The organism is Streptomyces sp. NPDC037054, assembly GCF_055606745.1.
Window position 1 is genome coordinate 29285 of the sequence record NZ_JBVJSJ010000021.1, and the last position, 13362, is coordinate 42646.

Below are 13362 nucleotides of genomic sequence, written 5' to 3' on the forward strand. Positions count from 1 at the left end.
CACCCTTGAGCACGCGTTGAGGAGAACCAGCGTGAAAGCGACCCAGGAACTCTACGAACTCGGCGACGCGCCCGAGATCGGCACCGCACCCCGGCGGATGTACGCCTCGCTGATCCGCCGTGAGCGCTACGGACAGCCCGTCGACGCCTTCCGGACCGAGGTGGTCGACGTGCCGCCCGTGGGCCGCGGACAGGTCCTGGTGAAGGTGATGGCCGCCGGCATCAACTACAACAACGTCTGGGCGGCGCTCGGTTTGCCGCTCGACGTGATCGCCGCCCGGCAGAAGGCGGGCGCCACCGAGGACTTCCACATCGGCGGCTCCGACCTGTCCGGGATCGTGTGGGCGGTCGGCGAGGACGTGCGCGGGGTGAAGCTCGGTGACGAGGTCGTCGTCCTCGCCAACCGCTGGGACGAGAGGGCCGAGGACATCCGTCTGGGCGGCGACCCCACCTGGTCCAGCAGCCAGCGGGTGTGGGGCTACGAGGAGAACTACGGCTCCTTCGCCCAGTTCGCGGTCGTCGACGACTACATGTGCCACCCCAGGCCGGCCCGGCTGTCCTGGGCGCAGGCCGCCTGCTACATGGCGACCGCGGCCACCGCCTATCGCCAGCTCTTCGGCTGGCCCCCGCACACCGTGCGTCCCGGCGACCCGGTGCTGATCTGGGGCGGCGCCGGCGGCCTCGGCTGCATCGCCATCCAGCTCGTCCGGCACGTCGGCGGCATCCCCGTCGCGGTCGTCTCCAGTGAGGAACGCGGCGAGTTCTGTCTCAAGCTGGGCGCCGAGGGCTGGATCGACCGGCGCCGGTTCGACCACTGGGGGCGGCTCCCGGACACCTCCGACGACGAGGCGATGGGCCGCTGGCTGTCCGGGGCCCGCGCCTTCGGGCGGGCCTTCTGGGAGGTGCTCGGCGAGCGCCGCAGCCCGCGCGTCGTGCTGGAGCACTCCGGCGCCGACACCATCCCCACGTCCCTGTACCTGTGCGACAACGGCGGCATGGTCGTCCTGTGCGGCGGCACCACCGGCTACAACGGCGACGTCGACCTGCGTTTCCTGTGGATGCGGCAGAAGCGCCTGCAGGGCTCGCACGTCGCCACTGCCCGCGAGGCACGGGAGGTCACCCGGCTGATCGACCAGGGCATCATCGACCCGTGCCTGTCCCGGACCTTCGATTTCGACGAGATCGGCCTCGCCCACCAGCTCATCCACGACAACCGGCACCCCGCGGGCAACATGGCCGCACGGGTCGGCGACCGGGGATGAGACAGGGGCCGGCGGGAAGCCGGCCCCGGTGATTCACGCGCGGCGTGAGGGGTACCTGCGGCGGAGACCGACGCACTTCCGGGAGGTACCCCATGGGCAAGCTGGGCGACATGATGAACAAGGCCAAGCAGATGGCCAAGGGCCACCCCGACCAGGCCGACAAGGGTGTCGCGGGCGCCGAACGAGTGGTCGACGAGCGGACGGGCAACAAGTACGACGCCCGGACCGACAAGGCCGCCGACACGGTGCGGCGCTCCTACCGGGACGGCGGCACGCAGGAGCGCTGACCCGGTACGCACGGCTTCCCGTCCCCGGGGCGACGCCCCGGGGACGGGAAGCGCATGCCCGGCCGTGCACCGGCCCGGCCGACGACGGGCCACGGCAGCCGACGACGGGCCACGGCAACGACAAAAACGGCGGCGGCCGGCGGTGGACGTGGCGCGGACACCTCACCGCCCACCGTCCACCGCCGGCCGCCGCACGCCTCACACCCGCAGCACCTTCTTGATGATCTTCCCGGCGGGGTTGCGGGGCACCTGCTCGATGAACTCCACCCGCCGCGGACGCTTGTACGGCGCGAGCAGCCCCGCGACATGCGCGAGCAGCGCCGCCGCGCCCGTCTGCGCACCCGGCTCCAGGGCCACGTACGCCAGCGGCACCTCGCCGTAGTCCTCGTCGGGCATCCCGACGACCGCAGCGTCACGGACCGCCGGGTGGCTCATCAGGGCGCGCTCGATCTCCGAGGGGTAGACGTTCTGGCCCGCACGGATGATGACGTCCTTCGTGCGGTCCACCAGGCTGATGCGGCCCTCGTCGTCCATGAAACCGAGGTCGCCCGTCCTGATCCAGCCGTCGAGAGTGATCTCACGGGTGGCCTCCGGGTCGTTCCAGTAGCCCTGCATGACGCCCGGCCCGCGCACCACGATCTCGCCGATCTCGCCGCGCGGCAGTTCCCGGCCGCCCTCGTCCACCGTGCGGGCGGACATGCCCGGCACGACCCGCCCGCACGGGATGCGGGCGGTGACGTCCCCGGCGGCGGGGTGCTCGTCCGGGCCGAGCGTGACGAACGGACCGCCCACCTCGGTCATGCCGTACACCTGCCGGAAACCGCAGCCGAGCCGCTCGACCGCGTCGGCGTAGACGTCGAGCGGCATGGGGGCGGCCCCGTACAGGATCTCCCGCAGACAGGACAGGTCGGTGCCGTGGGACGCCCGGGCCTGGAGCATGAAACGCAGCATCTGCGGCACCAGCCACATGTGCGTGGCGCGGTGCCGCTCCACCGCGGACAGCGCCCGCTGCGGGGTGAAGCCGGGCATCAGCACGACCGTCGCACCGGCCGCCAGGTAGGTCAGGGACACCACCATGCTGCCGTGGTACAGCGGGCAGCAGTTGACCATGACGATGTCGTCGGTGGGACGGGCCATCACCAGCCAGCCGAGGGCGATGGCCCGGAACGACGCGCTGTCGACGGTGACTCCCTTGGCCTGCCCGGTGGTCGCCGAGGTGTGCAGTACGGCGATCGGCTCCGTGTCGGCGACGTCCGGCAGGTCCCGCTCGGCGGCCAGGGTGCCCAGCGCCGCGAAGGCGGGCTTGTCGAGAGCCACCTGGATCCGCACCGACGCCGGCAGCTCGGGGTGCCGGTCCAGCAGCTCGGACTCACCGAGGACGGCCACCGCCCCGACACGCTCGACGATCCCGGCGACCTCGGGCGCGGCCAGGCTGTGGTTCAGCGGCACGAACAGCGCGCCGAGCCGGGCCAGCGCGAAGTAGCTCTCCAGGACCTCGATCCGGTCCTTGGAGAGGACGGCGACCCGGTCACCCCGCTCGATGCCCAACTCGGCCAGGCCCCGCGCCAGTTCCAGGGTGCGATCGTGGAACTCGGCCCAGGTGACGCTGCGTTCCTCGTCCACCAGCGCGGTCCGGCCGGGCCGGCACTGGCGGTTGCGCTCCAGCAGTTGCGTCAGCCACATCACGCACCGCCGCTCGCACCGGCGGCCGCGCGCTCGGCGACGAAGCGCTCGTAGTCGCCGATCGTGCGCAGATCCTCCATGTCCTGTGCGGTGATCTCCACGCCGAGCCGCTGCTCGACCAGGAGGACCAGGCGCACCAGGTCCCCGGAGTCGATGCCGCTGGCGGCCAGGTCGACGTCGTCGCCGACCTGGTCGGCGTACTCGGTCGTTCCGGTGAGTTCGACCAGCAACTCCCTGATGGTGCTCATGGTTTCCCCTTTCGCCTCGGCGTGCCGGCCGCCGTGCGGTGTACGGATGTCACCCCCTGGAGAGGCGGACGCGGACCGGTCCCACTCCCCGGGCCGGCCCGTGAGCTTTGTCACGCGCCCCAACCTCGCGCCGCGGGGATAGCCGGACCGCGCGCCCGGCCTCTTACCGCAACGAAGCCACCCGCTCCGCCCGGCCCCGCACGGGCGGTCCCCAGCCGAAGGAGTGATGCGCGTGCCCAGGCAGCCGGTACGGGTCCGGACCCCCGGACGGTGCCCGAAGCGCCGCACCGCCATGCCGGACCCCGGGCGCGGGAGCGGTGCCCGATGACCGCGCCGGCCACCGTCCCCGCACCAGCCGAAAGTGAACCGCTCGCGCACTTCGACGCGATCGTCGCCGGTGGTGAGGCGATCGAACCGCGTGACTGGATGCCCGACGGATACCGCCGCATGCTGGTCCGCCAGATCGCCCAGCACGCCCACTCCGAGATCATCGGCATGCAGCCGGAGGGCGCCTGGCTCACCCGCGCCCCGTCCCTGCACCGCAAGTCGGTCCTGCTGGCCAAGGTCCAGGACGAGGCCGGCCACGGCCTGTACCTGTACTCCGCCGCCGAGACGCTCGGCGTGGATCGCGCCGACCTGCTGGACGCCCTGCACCACGGCCGGCAACGCGCCTCCGCCACCTTCAACCATCCCGCGCTGACCTGGGCGGACACCGGAGCCATCGCCTGGCTGACGGACGGCGCCGCCGTCATCAACCAGGCACCCCTGTGCCGCACCTCCTACGGGCCGTACGCCCGGGCGATGCGCCGCGTCTGCCAGGAGGAGGCCTTCCACGTGCGGCAGGGCTACGACCTGATGCGGGCCCTGTGCGAGGGGACACCCCGGCAGAAGGAGATGGCGCAGGACGCGGTGAACCGCTGGTGGCTGCCGGCGGTGGCGCTGATGTTCGGGCCGCCCGACACCGAGGCGGGCGGCGCGGAAGCGCGGAGCGCCGCGCTGGGAGCCGCGGTCTCCCGCCGCGCGATCGCCTGGGGCATCAAACGCCACACCAACGACGAACTGCGGCAGCGCTTCGTCGACACCTGCGTCCCGCAGGCCGAACGCCTCGGCCTGACCCTGCCCGACCCCGCGATCCGGTGGAACGAGGAGCGCGGCCACTACGACTTCACGCCCGTCGACTGGGACACCTACCGCGAGGCACTGGGCGACGACACCCACTGGGCGCGGCAGCGGATCGCGCACCGCCGGGCCGCACACGAGGACGGCGCCTGGGTCCGCCGGGCCGCCGCCGCGTACGCCGCCCGGACGGACGCGACGGGAGGAGAGGACGCGTGAGCGGGGCACAGGAGGGCGCGCCGGCGTCCTGGGAGGTCTTCCTGCGGGTCCGCCGGGGCCTGGCCCACCAGCACGTGGGCTCGGTGCGCGCGGCCGGCCCGGACGCGGCGCTGGCCGCCGCCCGCGACCTGTATCTGCGCCGGGGTGAGGTGCTGTCGCTGTGGGTGGTGCGTTCCGACGCCGTGCACACCGCCTCCCCGGACGAACGCGCCCCGTACTTCGCGGCCGCCCGCCACAAGCCGTACCGCTACCCCGAGCACTATGCGCCGCTGACCGAGAAAGGCCCCGAAGGTGAGCACGACGAGTGAGGCCGCGGTGGCGGCGCCGGACACCCCGCCGCGTGGACTGCCGTCAGAGGCCGCCTCCGACCTGGCCCGGCACCTTCTGCGCCTCGGCGACGACGCCCTCGTCCTCGGCCAGCGCCTGTGCCGGTGGATCACCCGCGCGCCGACGATCGACGAGGACCTGGCCCTGTCCAACATCGCCCTCGACCTGATCGGCCACGCCCGCGCCCTGCTCACCCGCGCCGGACAACTCGACGGAACCGGCCGCACCGAGGACGACTTCGCCTACACCCGCCCGGAACGCGAGTTCACCAACACCCTGCTGACCGAACTCCCCAACGGGGACTTCGCGACGACCGTGGCCCGGCAACTCGCCTACACCCACTACGCCGTCCTGTACTACGAGAGCCTCGCACACTGCGCCGATCCCGAACTCGCCGCGTTCGGGGCGCGCGCCGCCAAGGAGGTCGCCTTCCACCGGCTGCACGCGGACCGCTGGACGGTGACGCTGGGGCGGGGCACCGCGGAGAGCGCCCGCCGCATGCAACACGGCCTGGAGCAGGTGTGGCCGTACACCGGCGAACTCTTCGAGGAGGACGAGGTGTCGGCCCGCCTGGCCGCCTCGGGCACGGCGCCCTCACCGGCCCCCCTGCACCAGACGTGGCTCGACCGGGTCACCGGCGTCGTCACGGAGGCGGGCCTCACCGCACCCACCCCCACCTGGTCGGCCTCGGGCGGCCGTTCGGGCCTGCACTCGGAGGAGTTCGGCCCGCTGATCGCCGAACTGCAGTCGGTGCGACGGCAGTTCCCCGGAGGCACGTGGTGAGCGGGCCCGCTCCGGCCACCGTCCGCCGGTCCGCCGAGGAGGTGCGCGAGCGGATCGCGGCGCTCCCGGACCCGGAGCTGCCGGTGATCGGACTGGGTGATCTGGGTGTGGTGGGCTCCGTCGCCCCGGGCGCCGACGGTGTACTCGAGGTGGAGATCACGCCCACCTACCTGGGCTGCCCCGCACTGCCCGAGATCACCGCCGCGGTACGGGACGTCCTGGCCGCCTGCGGGCACCCCGACGGCCGCGTCCGGCAGGTCCTGTCACCGCCCTGGACCACGGACCGCATCACCCCCGAGGGACGGCGCGCACTCGCCGCGCACGGCATCGCCCCGCCCGTGTCCCCGGCCCCCGCCGGCCCGGTTCCGGTCGAGTTGGGCACGGTGCCCTGTCCGCACTGCGGCTCACGGGCGACCCGGCCGCACAGTCCTTTCGGTCCGTCTCGTTGCCAGTCGGTGCTGTGGTGCACGGCGTGCCGTGAGCCCTTCCCCTACCTGACCGCACTGTGAGGCACACCGTGAACACCGTCACCGTCCCGCCCACCCCCTCGGGCGGGGGACCGCCCGCCTCGCCCCGCCGCACCGGCTGGTACCCGCTGGAGGTCACCGAGGTCTGCCGGCTGAGCACCGACACGGTGGCCGTGACCCTGGACGTGCCCGCCGGGCTGCGCGACGTCTTCACCCACCGCCCCGGCCGGCATGTCACCGTCCGGCACCGCCGGGCCGGCGCCGAACTGCGCCGCAGCTACTCGGTGTGCCCGCCGCCGCACGCACCCGAGATGCTCCGCCTGGTGATCAAACGGCTGGGCCCCGGCGGGTTCGGCGACCACGCCGTGACCCGGCTCGCCGCCGGCGACCGGCTCGAACTGACGCCGCCCGCCGGTGATTTCGCCCTGCCGGAGCTGCCCGGCGCCCACCATGTCCTCCTCGCGGGCGGTACCGGCATCACTCCGCTGGCTCCGATGGCCGCCCGTGTGCTGCGCCGGGATCCGGCCTGCCGTGTCAGTCTCGTCCACTCGGTCCGCACCTCCGCCGACGCGGTGCTCGCTGATGAACTGGGCGAGTTGAAGGACGAGTTCGTGGACCGTTTCACCGTCCTGTACGTGCTGACGCGGGAGGAGCGGGGGAGCGGGGGCGGGGTGCTGGAACGGCGGCTGGACGCGGCCGGGCTGCGCCGCCTGCTGGCGGCCGTGGATGCCCGGCCCGGCCCGGACACCGCGTTCGCCCTGTGCGGGCCGCCCGGCCTCGTCGACACCGCACGGCGGGTCCTGGCAGAGGCGGGAGCCGATCCGTCGCTCGTCCGCCGGGAGCTGTTCACGACCGGCGGTACGGCACCGCGGCCCCCGGAGCCGGACGGCCCCGCGCCGCGAGCGGGCGAGGCCCGGGTCACCGCTGTGCTCGACGGGCGCCGCCGAACGGCCACCGTCCTGCCGCAGGACCCGTCTCTTCTCGACGCGCTGCTGCGCGCACACCCCGATGTGCCGTACGCCTGCCGCGAGGGTGTGTGCGGCAGTTGCCGTGCGAGGGTCCTGTCCGGGCGAGTCACGGCGGACCGTGAGTACGCCCTGGACGAGGAGGACCGTGCCGCCGGTTTCACTCTGGTCTGCCGGGCGCGTGCGTGCACCGCGGAGGTCGCTGTCGACTTCGACGCCTGACCCGCACACCACGCCACCCGCACACTCCGCCGTCACGCCGGGCCGCCACACCGAGCCCTCTCCCCACTGTCGCACCACCCTTGAGCGAAGGAGATCCACCATGACCGTCACCGCCCGGCACGAGGGGAAGACCGCTCTGGTCACCGGGGGCAGCCGGGGCATCGGCAGAGCCGTCAGCCGCCGTCTCGCCCGTGAGGGCGCCCTGGTGGCCGTCCACTACGGCCACGACCGGGTGGCCGCCGAACGCACCGTCAAGGAGATCGAGGCCGATGGCGGCCGTGCCTTCCCCGTGCACGCCGAACTCGGTGTGCCCGGCGACGCCGACACCCTGTGGTCCGCCTTCGACCGGGCCCTCGCCAGGGAGGACGCGCCGGCGGGCCTGGACATCCTCGTCAACAACGCCGGTGTCACCCTCCCGCGCCCCCTCGCCGAGGTGACCGAGGCCGACTACGACCGCGTCTTCGCGATCAACACCAGGGCGCCGTTCTTCATCATCCAGCGGGGCCTGGAGCGCCTGCGGGACGGCGGCAGGATCGTCAACATCTCCTCCGTCGCCACCCGCGTCGCCTTCCCGGCGATCGTCTCGTACACCATGACCAAGGCCGCCCTCGACTACCTCACCCTCTGCCTCGCCCAGGAACTCGGCCCGCGGAACATCACCGTCAACGCCGTCGCACCCGGCTACACCGAGACGGAGATCAACCCCACCCTCGCCGTCCCGGAGATCCGCCGCCGCTACTGCGAGGCCTCCACCTTCGGCCGGCTCGGCGACCCCGTGGACATCGCCGACGTCGTCTCCTTCGTCGTGAGCGACGACGCCCGCTGGGTGACCGGCCAGTGGATCGACACCTCCGGCGGCGCCCACCTCGGTGTGTGACCCGTCCGCACCCCTAGGAGATGCGATGAACGACCGCACGTCCGCCGCCGACGAGCCGGGTACGGGCGACGCCCCGACCCAGCCCTTCGACGGCGCCAGCCCCTACGACACGTATGTGCACGCCTCGCTGCTCAACTCGCTGCAACACCCCCTCACCGAGGCCCCGGACGAGATGGGGTTCCTCGTCACCACCCAGGTGATGGAACTGTGGTTCACCCTGATCGTGCACGAGTGGCGCACCGCCCGGGTGGCCTTCGCCAAGGACGACCTGCCCGCGGCCATGGACGCGCTGGAGCGCAGCCGCCGCGCGCTGATAGCCCTGAACGGCTCCTGGACGCCCATCGCCGCGCTGACCCCCGCCCGGTTCAACGGCTTCCGGGCCGCCTTCGGCCAGGCGTCGGGCTTCCAGTCGGCGATGTACCGGCACATGGAATTCCTCCTCGGTGACAAGTCCGCGGGACTGCTGCACGCCCACCGCGGCGACCCGGCCGTGCACGAGGCGCTCGCGGAGACCCACCGCGAACCGTCCCTGTACGACGAGGTGCTGGCCCACCTCCACCGCCAGGGCCTGCCCGTCCCGCGACACGTCCGCGAGCGGGACATGACCACCCCCTACACCGGCGACCCCGGCGTCGTGGAGACCTGGCGGCACGTCTACGCCGGTCCGCCGCACCACCCGCACCTGGCGCTCGGTGAACTCCTCACCGACATCGCCGAACTGATCGCCCGTTGGCGCTTCGAGCACGTCCTGGTGGTCCGCCGTGCCATGGGCGCCAAGCCGGGCAGCGCCGGCTCCGCCGGGCTGGCCTGGCTGGAGCAGCGGGCGGCACGCCCCGTCTTCCCCGACCTGTGGGAGGTGCGCGGTGACATCTAGGGCGATCTCCGCCTTCGCCGCCGAGGAAGAAGAACGCGTCCTGAGCCTGAAGCCGGTACTGGCACCGGTGCACGGCCGCTACGGCGAACACCCCCACCAGTCCTACGACGCCTGGCCCTGCGACGACCCCGGTGCCCCGCTGGTGATCCTGCTGCACGGCGGCTACTGGCGCTACGACCGCATGCACCTGACCCCGTTCGCGGCGTGGCTCTCCCAGCAGGGCTTCGACGTGCTGCTCCCCGGCTTCCGCCGTTCCGGCGGCGCCGGCGGCCACCCCGAGACCTTCGACGACGTCGCCCGCATCGTGGACACCCTGCCCCAGGGGCGGCCCTACGTCCTCGCGGGCCACTGCTCCGGCGGCCACCTGGCGCTGTGGTGCGCCGCCCGGGGACTGCTGCCGCCCGGCTCGCGCTGGCACACGCGCACCCTGCCGACCAGTGTGCTCGCCCTGGCGCCGATCACCGACCTCGCCGCCACCCGGCGCGACGGCCTCAGCAACGACGCGGCGCTGCAACTCCTCGGCGGGGAAGAGCACTTCGAGGAACGGCTTCCCGCGGTCGACCCCCTCACCCTGCTGCGGGACGCCGGCAGCACCGGGGTGCCCACCGTGCTGCTGCACGGCGCCGCCGACGAGGAGGTACCGCTCACCCAGTTCAGCGACTACGCGGCCGTGCACCGGGACCTCAGGACGGTGGTCCTGCCCGGCACCGGCCACTACACCCTCATCGAGCCGGGAGCACCCGGCGCCCGCGCGGTCGCCGAAACCCTGCGGGACGTGGCCAGCGCCCTCACCCCGGGGCGCCGGGGCCGAGCGTCCGAGGAGAAGGAGGCACACCGATGACCACCGCACTCGTCCCGCCGGCCGCACTGCGAGAGAAGGCCGCACAGCTCGACGGCGAAGACGTCCTGTCCCCTCTCCGCGCCCGCTTCCTGCTCCCGCCGGACGTCGTCTACCTCGACGGCAACTCCCTGGGCCCGCTGCCCGCCGCCGTCCCGCCCGCCCTGGAGGACGCGGTGCGGCGCCAGTGGGGCACCGGACTCATCGGCTCCTGGAACACGGCCGGCTGGTGGGAGGCGCCCCTCAGGGTGGGAGACGCGATCGGCGCGCTCATCGGGGCCGCGCCGGGGCAGACCGTCGCGGGCGACTCCACCAGCGTGCAGCTGTTCACCGCGCTGGACGCCGCCGCCGCGCTCCGCCCGGACCGGCCGCTGCTGGTCACCGACCCCGGACACTTCCCCACCGACCGCTACCTGACGGACGCGGTCGCCCGCCGCCGGGGCCTGGAGGTACGCCACGTCCCCCCGGCGGACCTCCCGCGCTTCCTCACCGCCGAAGGCCACCGGACCGCCGTCGTCAGCTACGCGCCCGTCGACTTCCGCACCGGTGAGCTGTACGGCATGCGGGAGCTGACCCGGGCGACCCACGCGGCCGGCGCCCTCGCCCTGTGGGACCTGTGCCACGCGGCCGGAGCCCTGCCCCTCGACGTCGACGCCCTCGGCGTCGACCTGGCCGTCGGCTGCGGCTACAAGTTCCTCTCCGGCGGCCCCGGCGCCCCTGCCTTCCTGTACGTGGCGCACCGCCACCACGCCCGCCTGGACACGCCGCTGCCGGGCTGGACCGGCCACGCGGACCCGTTCGCCCTCGCCCGCCACTACACGCCCGCCGCCGGTATCGGCCGCGCCCGCATCGGCACCCCGCCGATCCTGTCCCTGCTCGCCCTCGAAGCCGCTCTCACTGCCTTCGACGGCGTCGACCTGAAACAGGTCCGCGCCAAGAGCCTGTCCCTGACGGGCTTCTTCCTGCGCTGCGCGGACGAACTCCTGACCCCCCTCAACTTCACCGCCGTCACCCCGGCCGACCCTGCCCGCCGCGGCAGCCAGGTCACCCTCCGCCACCCCCACGCCCGCGGACTGGTCACCGCCCTCGCCGAACACGGCGTCATCGCCGACATGCGCGCACCCGACCTGCTGCGCTTCGGCGTCAACGCCCTGTACACCAGCCACCAGGACCTCCTCACCGCCGCTCTCCGCCTGCGCGACCTCACCCGGAACGCCGCCTACGACCCCGCGCCGCCGGCCACGGGCCCGGTGACCTGAAGAGACCCCGTCCCCTCGGCCGGCTGGCGGCTGGCGGCTGGCGGCTGGCGGCGGGCTGCTGGATCTGGCCGCCGCCTCTGCCGGGTTGGGCTTCCTGCGGGAGGGGGCGAGGGTCCCGGGGGGTGGTGTCACCGGGGCCGGAGGCACCGACGGCCCGCTCATGATGGGCTTGAGCACCGGCTTCACCCAAGGCCGGAAGAGCTCTCCGTACCAGGATCAGCAACGGCCGTGGCAGGGTCAGGAGTTGGGTGGGCAGGATCTGGGGCAGCAGGATGGGCTGCTCACCGTCCACCGTGGTCGAGCAGTCGAGCACGGTGTGCCGGTCGATCGCCGAAACGTCCGAGAGAGCCCGCCAGAAGTCCGCCGCGACTGTGCGGGTCTCTGCCAGGTCACGGGGGCAGATAGTGGCCGAGGCCGGCGGTCCGGGCTCGCAGACCGTCGAGCAACGGGGCGGGGATGCCAGTCTATGTGGGAGCCCGAGGAGAGTGGTACGACGTGACCTCCGGTCGTCCAGCAGACCGACCGAGCCCTGTGCCTTCCTGGTCATCGCGAACAGCGCGCGAAGACGGCCAGTCGCACTGAGTGCGGCGACTCCGGCAGATCCCCAGTCCCCGCGTTCAGATTCAGCTGCCTGCCGAGCGTCTCGCTGAATGAGATGCCGCAATGCTGGACGCCACCGGTCTGCGGGTAGAACAGGACGGCAGCGGTCGTGCCGCGTCCTGATGGCTGCTCAGGGTCCGCAGCATTCCGGACTGCCAGGCATGGACGGCGACGGGCGTGGGTCAGCTGCCGTCGCGAAGTTCTGTCAATGTCTCCGGGCGGAACGTGATCCTGTCGAAAACGGCCGCGCACCCCGTTCCGAACGGCGACTGCGCCAGAAACCCGACTTTCAGTGCTGCCGAATCGGGCAGCGGACCGAAGGAGAAGTAGCGGATCAGCCGCCACCATTCACCATCGTGGGAGGCGTGGAAGGCGAAGGCGCGCCCCATCCGGGACATGCGCAGCCAGGTGCGGTTTCCGCTCACCTCGTCGGCGTTGGCGTCGTCCGAGTCTCCTCGGGTGACCACGGACACGACACTGGGCCGCCCCTGTGGGGTGTACTCGAAGCACAGCTTCGCCCAGGTCCGCTCGGCCGCGCGGACGAACAGGACGCCGGCGTCGAAGGTGTCCTTGAAGTCCACCTCGACCCGGGCCGCCAGCTGGAAGTCGCCGCTGACGTCACCAACGAGCCGAAGGAGATCGGCGCCTGTGTCGGGATCGGTGCGCGCCGGATCCAGGAACAGGTCGGTTCGTGGGCCTGCGGTAATGGTCAGGGCCTCGTTCTCGACCGCCCATGTGGTCCCGACAGCCGGCCCCTCCGGGACAACGTCGAAAGGCAGGCCGGGCACGGTCAACGATCGATTCACGGAATCCTCCTGTGGCAACGAGAACATAATGCGGCACCGGCTCTGCAGGACACGAGAATGATTGCCCGTCGCCGTCACATTTGGTAGGTGGCAGAGATCGACCTAAATTGAACATAAGGGTGAAAGTGCTAAATCGCGACACCTGATGCAGAGTGATGGAGTCGCAAGAGGGGAAGCTCTCAAGTGGGGCATAAAGGTGCTCGGAAAGAAGGAGCTTCCCATTCCCTAGGTGCCCGTTGATGCGCATTTGCCGCATTTGCGCGGTTGTTTGAGGTTGCTTTCGCCTCTGCAGATGTTCAAACATGTCGAATTCCCCGAGGTGCGGCCACCCGGAGCCAGCCCTCACCTCAAGCTCTCCACTGGGGATCGCTGCGTTTATGGAGCTCCCTCGATCAACTGGTGGCCGGTGGCGCTGCCGTGGGAACGGGTGGTGAGCAGGCCATCGCGTGCCCTCCCGCGGCGTCGGCGAGACCGGCGTCGGCCACGGGCCAGTGTCCTGTATGTACGGCTTGTCGCGCGAGGAGCTGGTC

At 72.4% G+C, this 13362-nt stretch carries 14 protein-coding genes; 11 read left to right on the plus strand and 3 right to left on the minus strand.

The genetic code is table 11. The annotated features are described in order from the left end of the window. Positions 1–31: 31 nt before the first annotated feature. Entirely contained in the window at positions 32–1261 is a 1230-nt protein-coding gene (gene ccrA / locus ACZ7D7_RS33190) for a crotonyl-CoA carboxylase/reductase (RefSeq protein ID WP_470829207.1), read from the plus strand. Positions 1262–1353: 92 nt separating this feature from the next. Continuing rightward, the gene (locus ACZ7D7_RS33195; RefSeq protein WP_470829209.1) at positions 1354–1548 is read left to right on the plus strand and encodes an antitoxin; all 195 of its coding nucleotides are present in this window, start codon (positions 1354–1356) and stop codon (positions 1546–1548) included. Between the two features lie 198 nt (positions 1549–1746). On the opposite strand, the gene ACZ7D7_RS33200 is transcribed toward ACZ7D7_RS33195, so the two are convergent. Beyond that, a complete protein-coding gene (locus ACZ7D7_RS33200) occupies positions 1747–3231 on the minus strand; it encodes a class I adenylate-forming enzyme family protein (RefSeq protein WP_470829232.1) in 1485 nt (494 codons plus the stop codon). Further along, positions 3231–3479, minus strand: a complete 249-nt coding sequence (locus ACZ7D7_RS33205; RefSeq protein ID WP_470829210.1) for an acyl carrier protein — start codon at positions 3477–3479, stop codon at positions 3231–3233. The genes ACZ7D7_RS33200 and ACZ7D7_RS33205 overlap by 1 nt, the downstream gene beginning before the upstream one ends. Before the next feature lie 324 nt (positions 3480–3803). Here ACZ7D7_RS33205 and paaA point away from each other — a divergent pair, with 324 nt between their 5' ends. The 9 genes from paaA (at position 3804) to ACZ7D7_RS33250 (ending at position 11426) form a co-directional block, all read left to right on the plus strand. Beyond that, on the plus strand, positions 3804–4814 hold the full coding sequence (gene paaA / locus ACZ7D7_RS33210; RefSeq protein WP_470829211.1) for a 1,2-phenylacetyl-CoA epoxidase subunit PaaA: 1011 nt from the start codon (positions 3804–3806) through the stop codon (positions 4812–4814). Continuing rightward, on the plus strand, positions 4811–5122 hold the full coding sequence (gene paaB / locus ACZ7D7_RS33215) for a 1,2-phenylacetyl-CoA epoxidase subunit PaaB (protein ID WP_470829212.1): 312 nt from the start codon (positions 4811–4813) through the stop codon (positions 5120–5122). Before paaA ends, paaB begins: the two co-directional genes overlap by 4 nt. Before the next feature lie 37 nt (positions 5123–5159). Beyond that, on the plus strand, positions 5160–5924 hold the full coding sequence (paaC, locus tag ACZ7D7_RS33220; RefSeq protein ID WP_470829234.1) for a 1,2-phenylacetyl-CoA epoxidase subunit PaaC: 765 nt from the start codon (positions 5160–5162) through the stop codon (positions 5922–5924). Further along, entirely contained in the window at positions 5921–6433 is a 513-nt protein-coding gene (gene paaD / locus ACZ7D7_RS33225; protein WP_470829214.1) for a 1,2-phenylacetyl-CoA epoxidase subunit PaaD, read from the plus strand. The genes paaC and paaD overlap by 4 nt, the downstream gene beginning before the upstream one ends. 8 nt (positions 6434–6441) lie before the next feature. After that, the gene (locus ACZ7D7_RS33230; protein WP_470829216.1) at positions 6442–7578 is read left to right on the plus strand and encodes a 2Fe-2S iron-sulfur cluster-binding protein; all 1137 of its coding nucleotides are present in this window, start codon (positions 6442–6444) and stop codon (positions 7576–7578) included. 100 nt (positions 7579–7678) lie between these two features. After that, positions 7679–8455 carry an SDR family oxidoreductase gene (locus tag ACZ7D7_RS33235; protein WP_470829217.1) on the plus strand — a complete coding sequence of 259 codons (777 nt, stop codon included), beginning with the start codon at positions 7679–7681 and terminating at the stop codon, positions 8453–8455. 25 nt (positions 8456–8480) lie between these two features. Further along, entirely contained in the window at positions 8481–9329 is an 849-nt protein-coding gene (locus ACZ7D7_RS33240; protein WP_470829219.1) for a tryptophan 2,3-dioxygenase, read from the plus strand. Further along, on the plus strand, positions 9319–10170 hold the full coding sequence (locus tag ACZ7D7_RS33245; protein WP_470829220.1) for an alpha/beta hydrolase family protein: 852 nt from the start codon (positions 9319–9321) through the stop codon (positions 10168–10170). The genes ACZ7D7_RS33240 and ACZ7D7_RS33245 overlap by 11 nt, the downstream gene beginning before the upstream one ends. Continuing rightward, the gene (locus tag ACZ7D7_RS33250) at positions 10167–11426 is read left to right on the plus strand and encodes a kynureninase (protein ID WP_470829221.1); all 1260 of its coding nucleotides are present in this window, start codon (positions 10167–10169) and stop codon (positions 11424–11426) included. The genes ACZ7D7_RS33245 and ACZ7D7_RS33250 overlap by 4 nt, the downstream gene beginning before the upstream one ends. Before the next feature lie 782 nt (positions 11427–12208). Here ACZ7D7_RS33250 and ACZ7D7_RS33255 read toward each other — a convergent pair. Next, positions 12209–12832, minus strand: coding sequence for a DUF1349 domain-containing protein (locus ACZ7D7_RS33255; RefSeq protein ID WP_470829223.1), 624 nt, complete (start codon positions 12830–12832; stop codon positions 12209–12211). Positions 12833–13362 lie beyond the last annotated feature (530 nt).

Coding starts and splice junctions, on each gene's coding strand:
- ACZ7D7_RS33200 (WP_470829232.1), bottom strand. CDS start 3,231: ATGTGGCTGACGCAACTGCTGGAGCGCAACCGCCAGTGCCGGCCCGGC.
- ACZ7D7_RS33195 (WP_470829209.1), top strand. CDS start 1,354: ATGGGCAAGCTGGGCGACATGATGAACAAGGCCAAGCAGATGGCCAAG.
- paaA (WP_470829211.1), top strand. CDS start 3,804: ATGACCGCGCCGGCCACCGTCCCCGCACCAGCCGAAAGTGAACCGCTC.
- ACZ7D7_RS33205 (WP_470829210.1), bottom strand. CDS start 3,479: ATGAGCACCATCAGGGAGTTGCTGGTCGAACTCACCGGAACGACCGAG.
- ACZ7D7_RS33250 (WP_470829221.1), top strand. CDS start 10,167: ATGACCACCGCACTCGTCCCGCCGGCCGCACTGCGAGAGAAGGCCGCA.
- ACZ7D7_RS33240 (WP_470829219.1), top strand. CDS start 8,481: ATGAACGACCGCACGTCCGCCGCCGACGAGCCGGGTACGGGCGACGCC.
- ACZ7D7_RS33235 (WP_470829217.1), top strand. CDS start 7,679: ATGACCGTCACCGCCCGGCACGAGGGGAAGACCGCTCTGGTCACCGGG.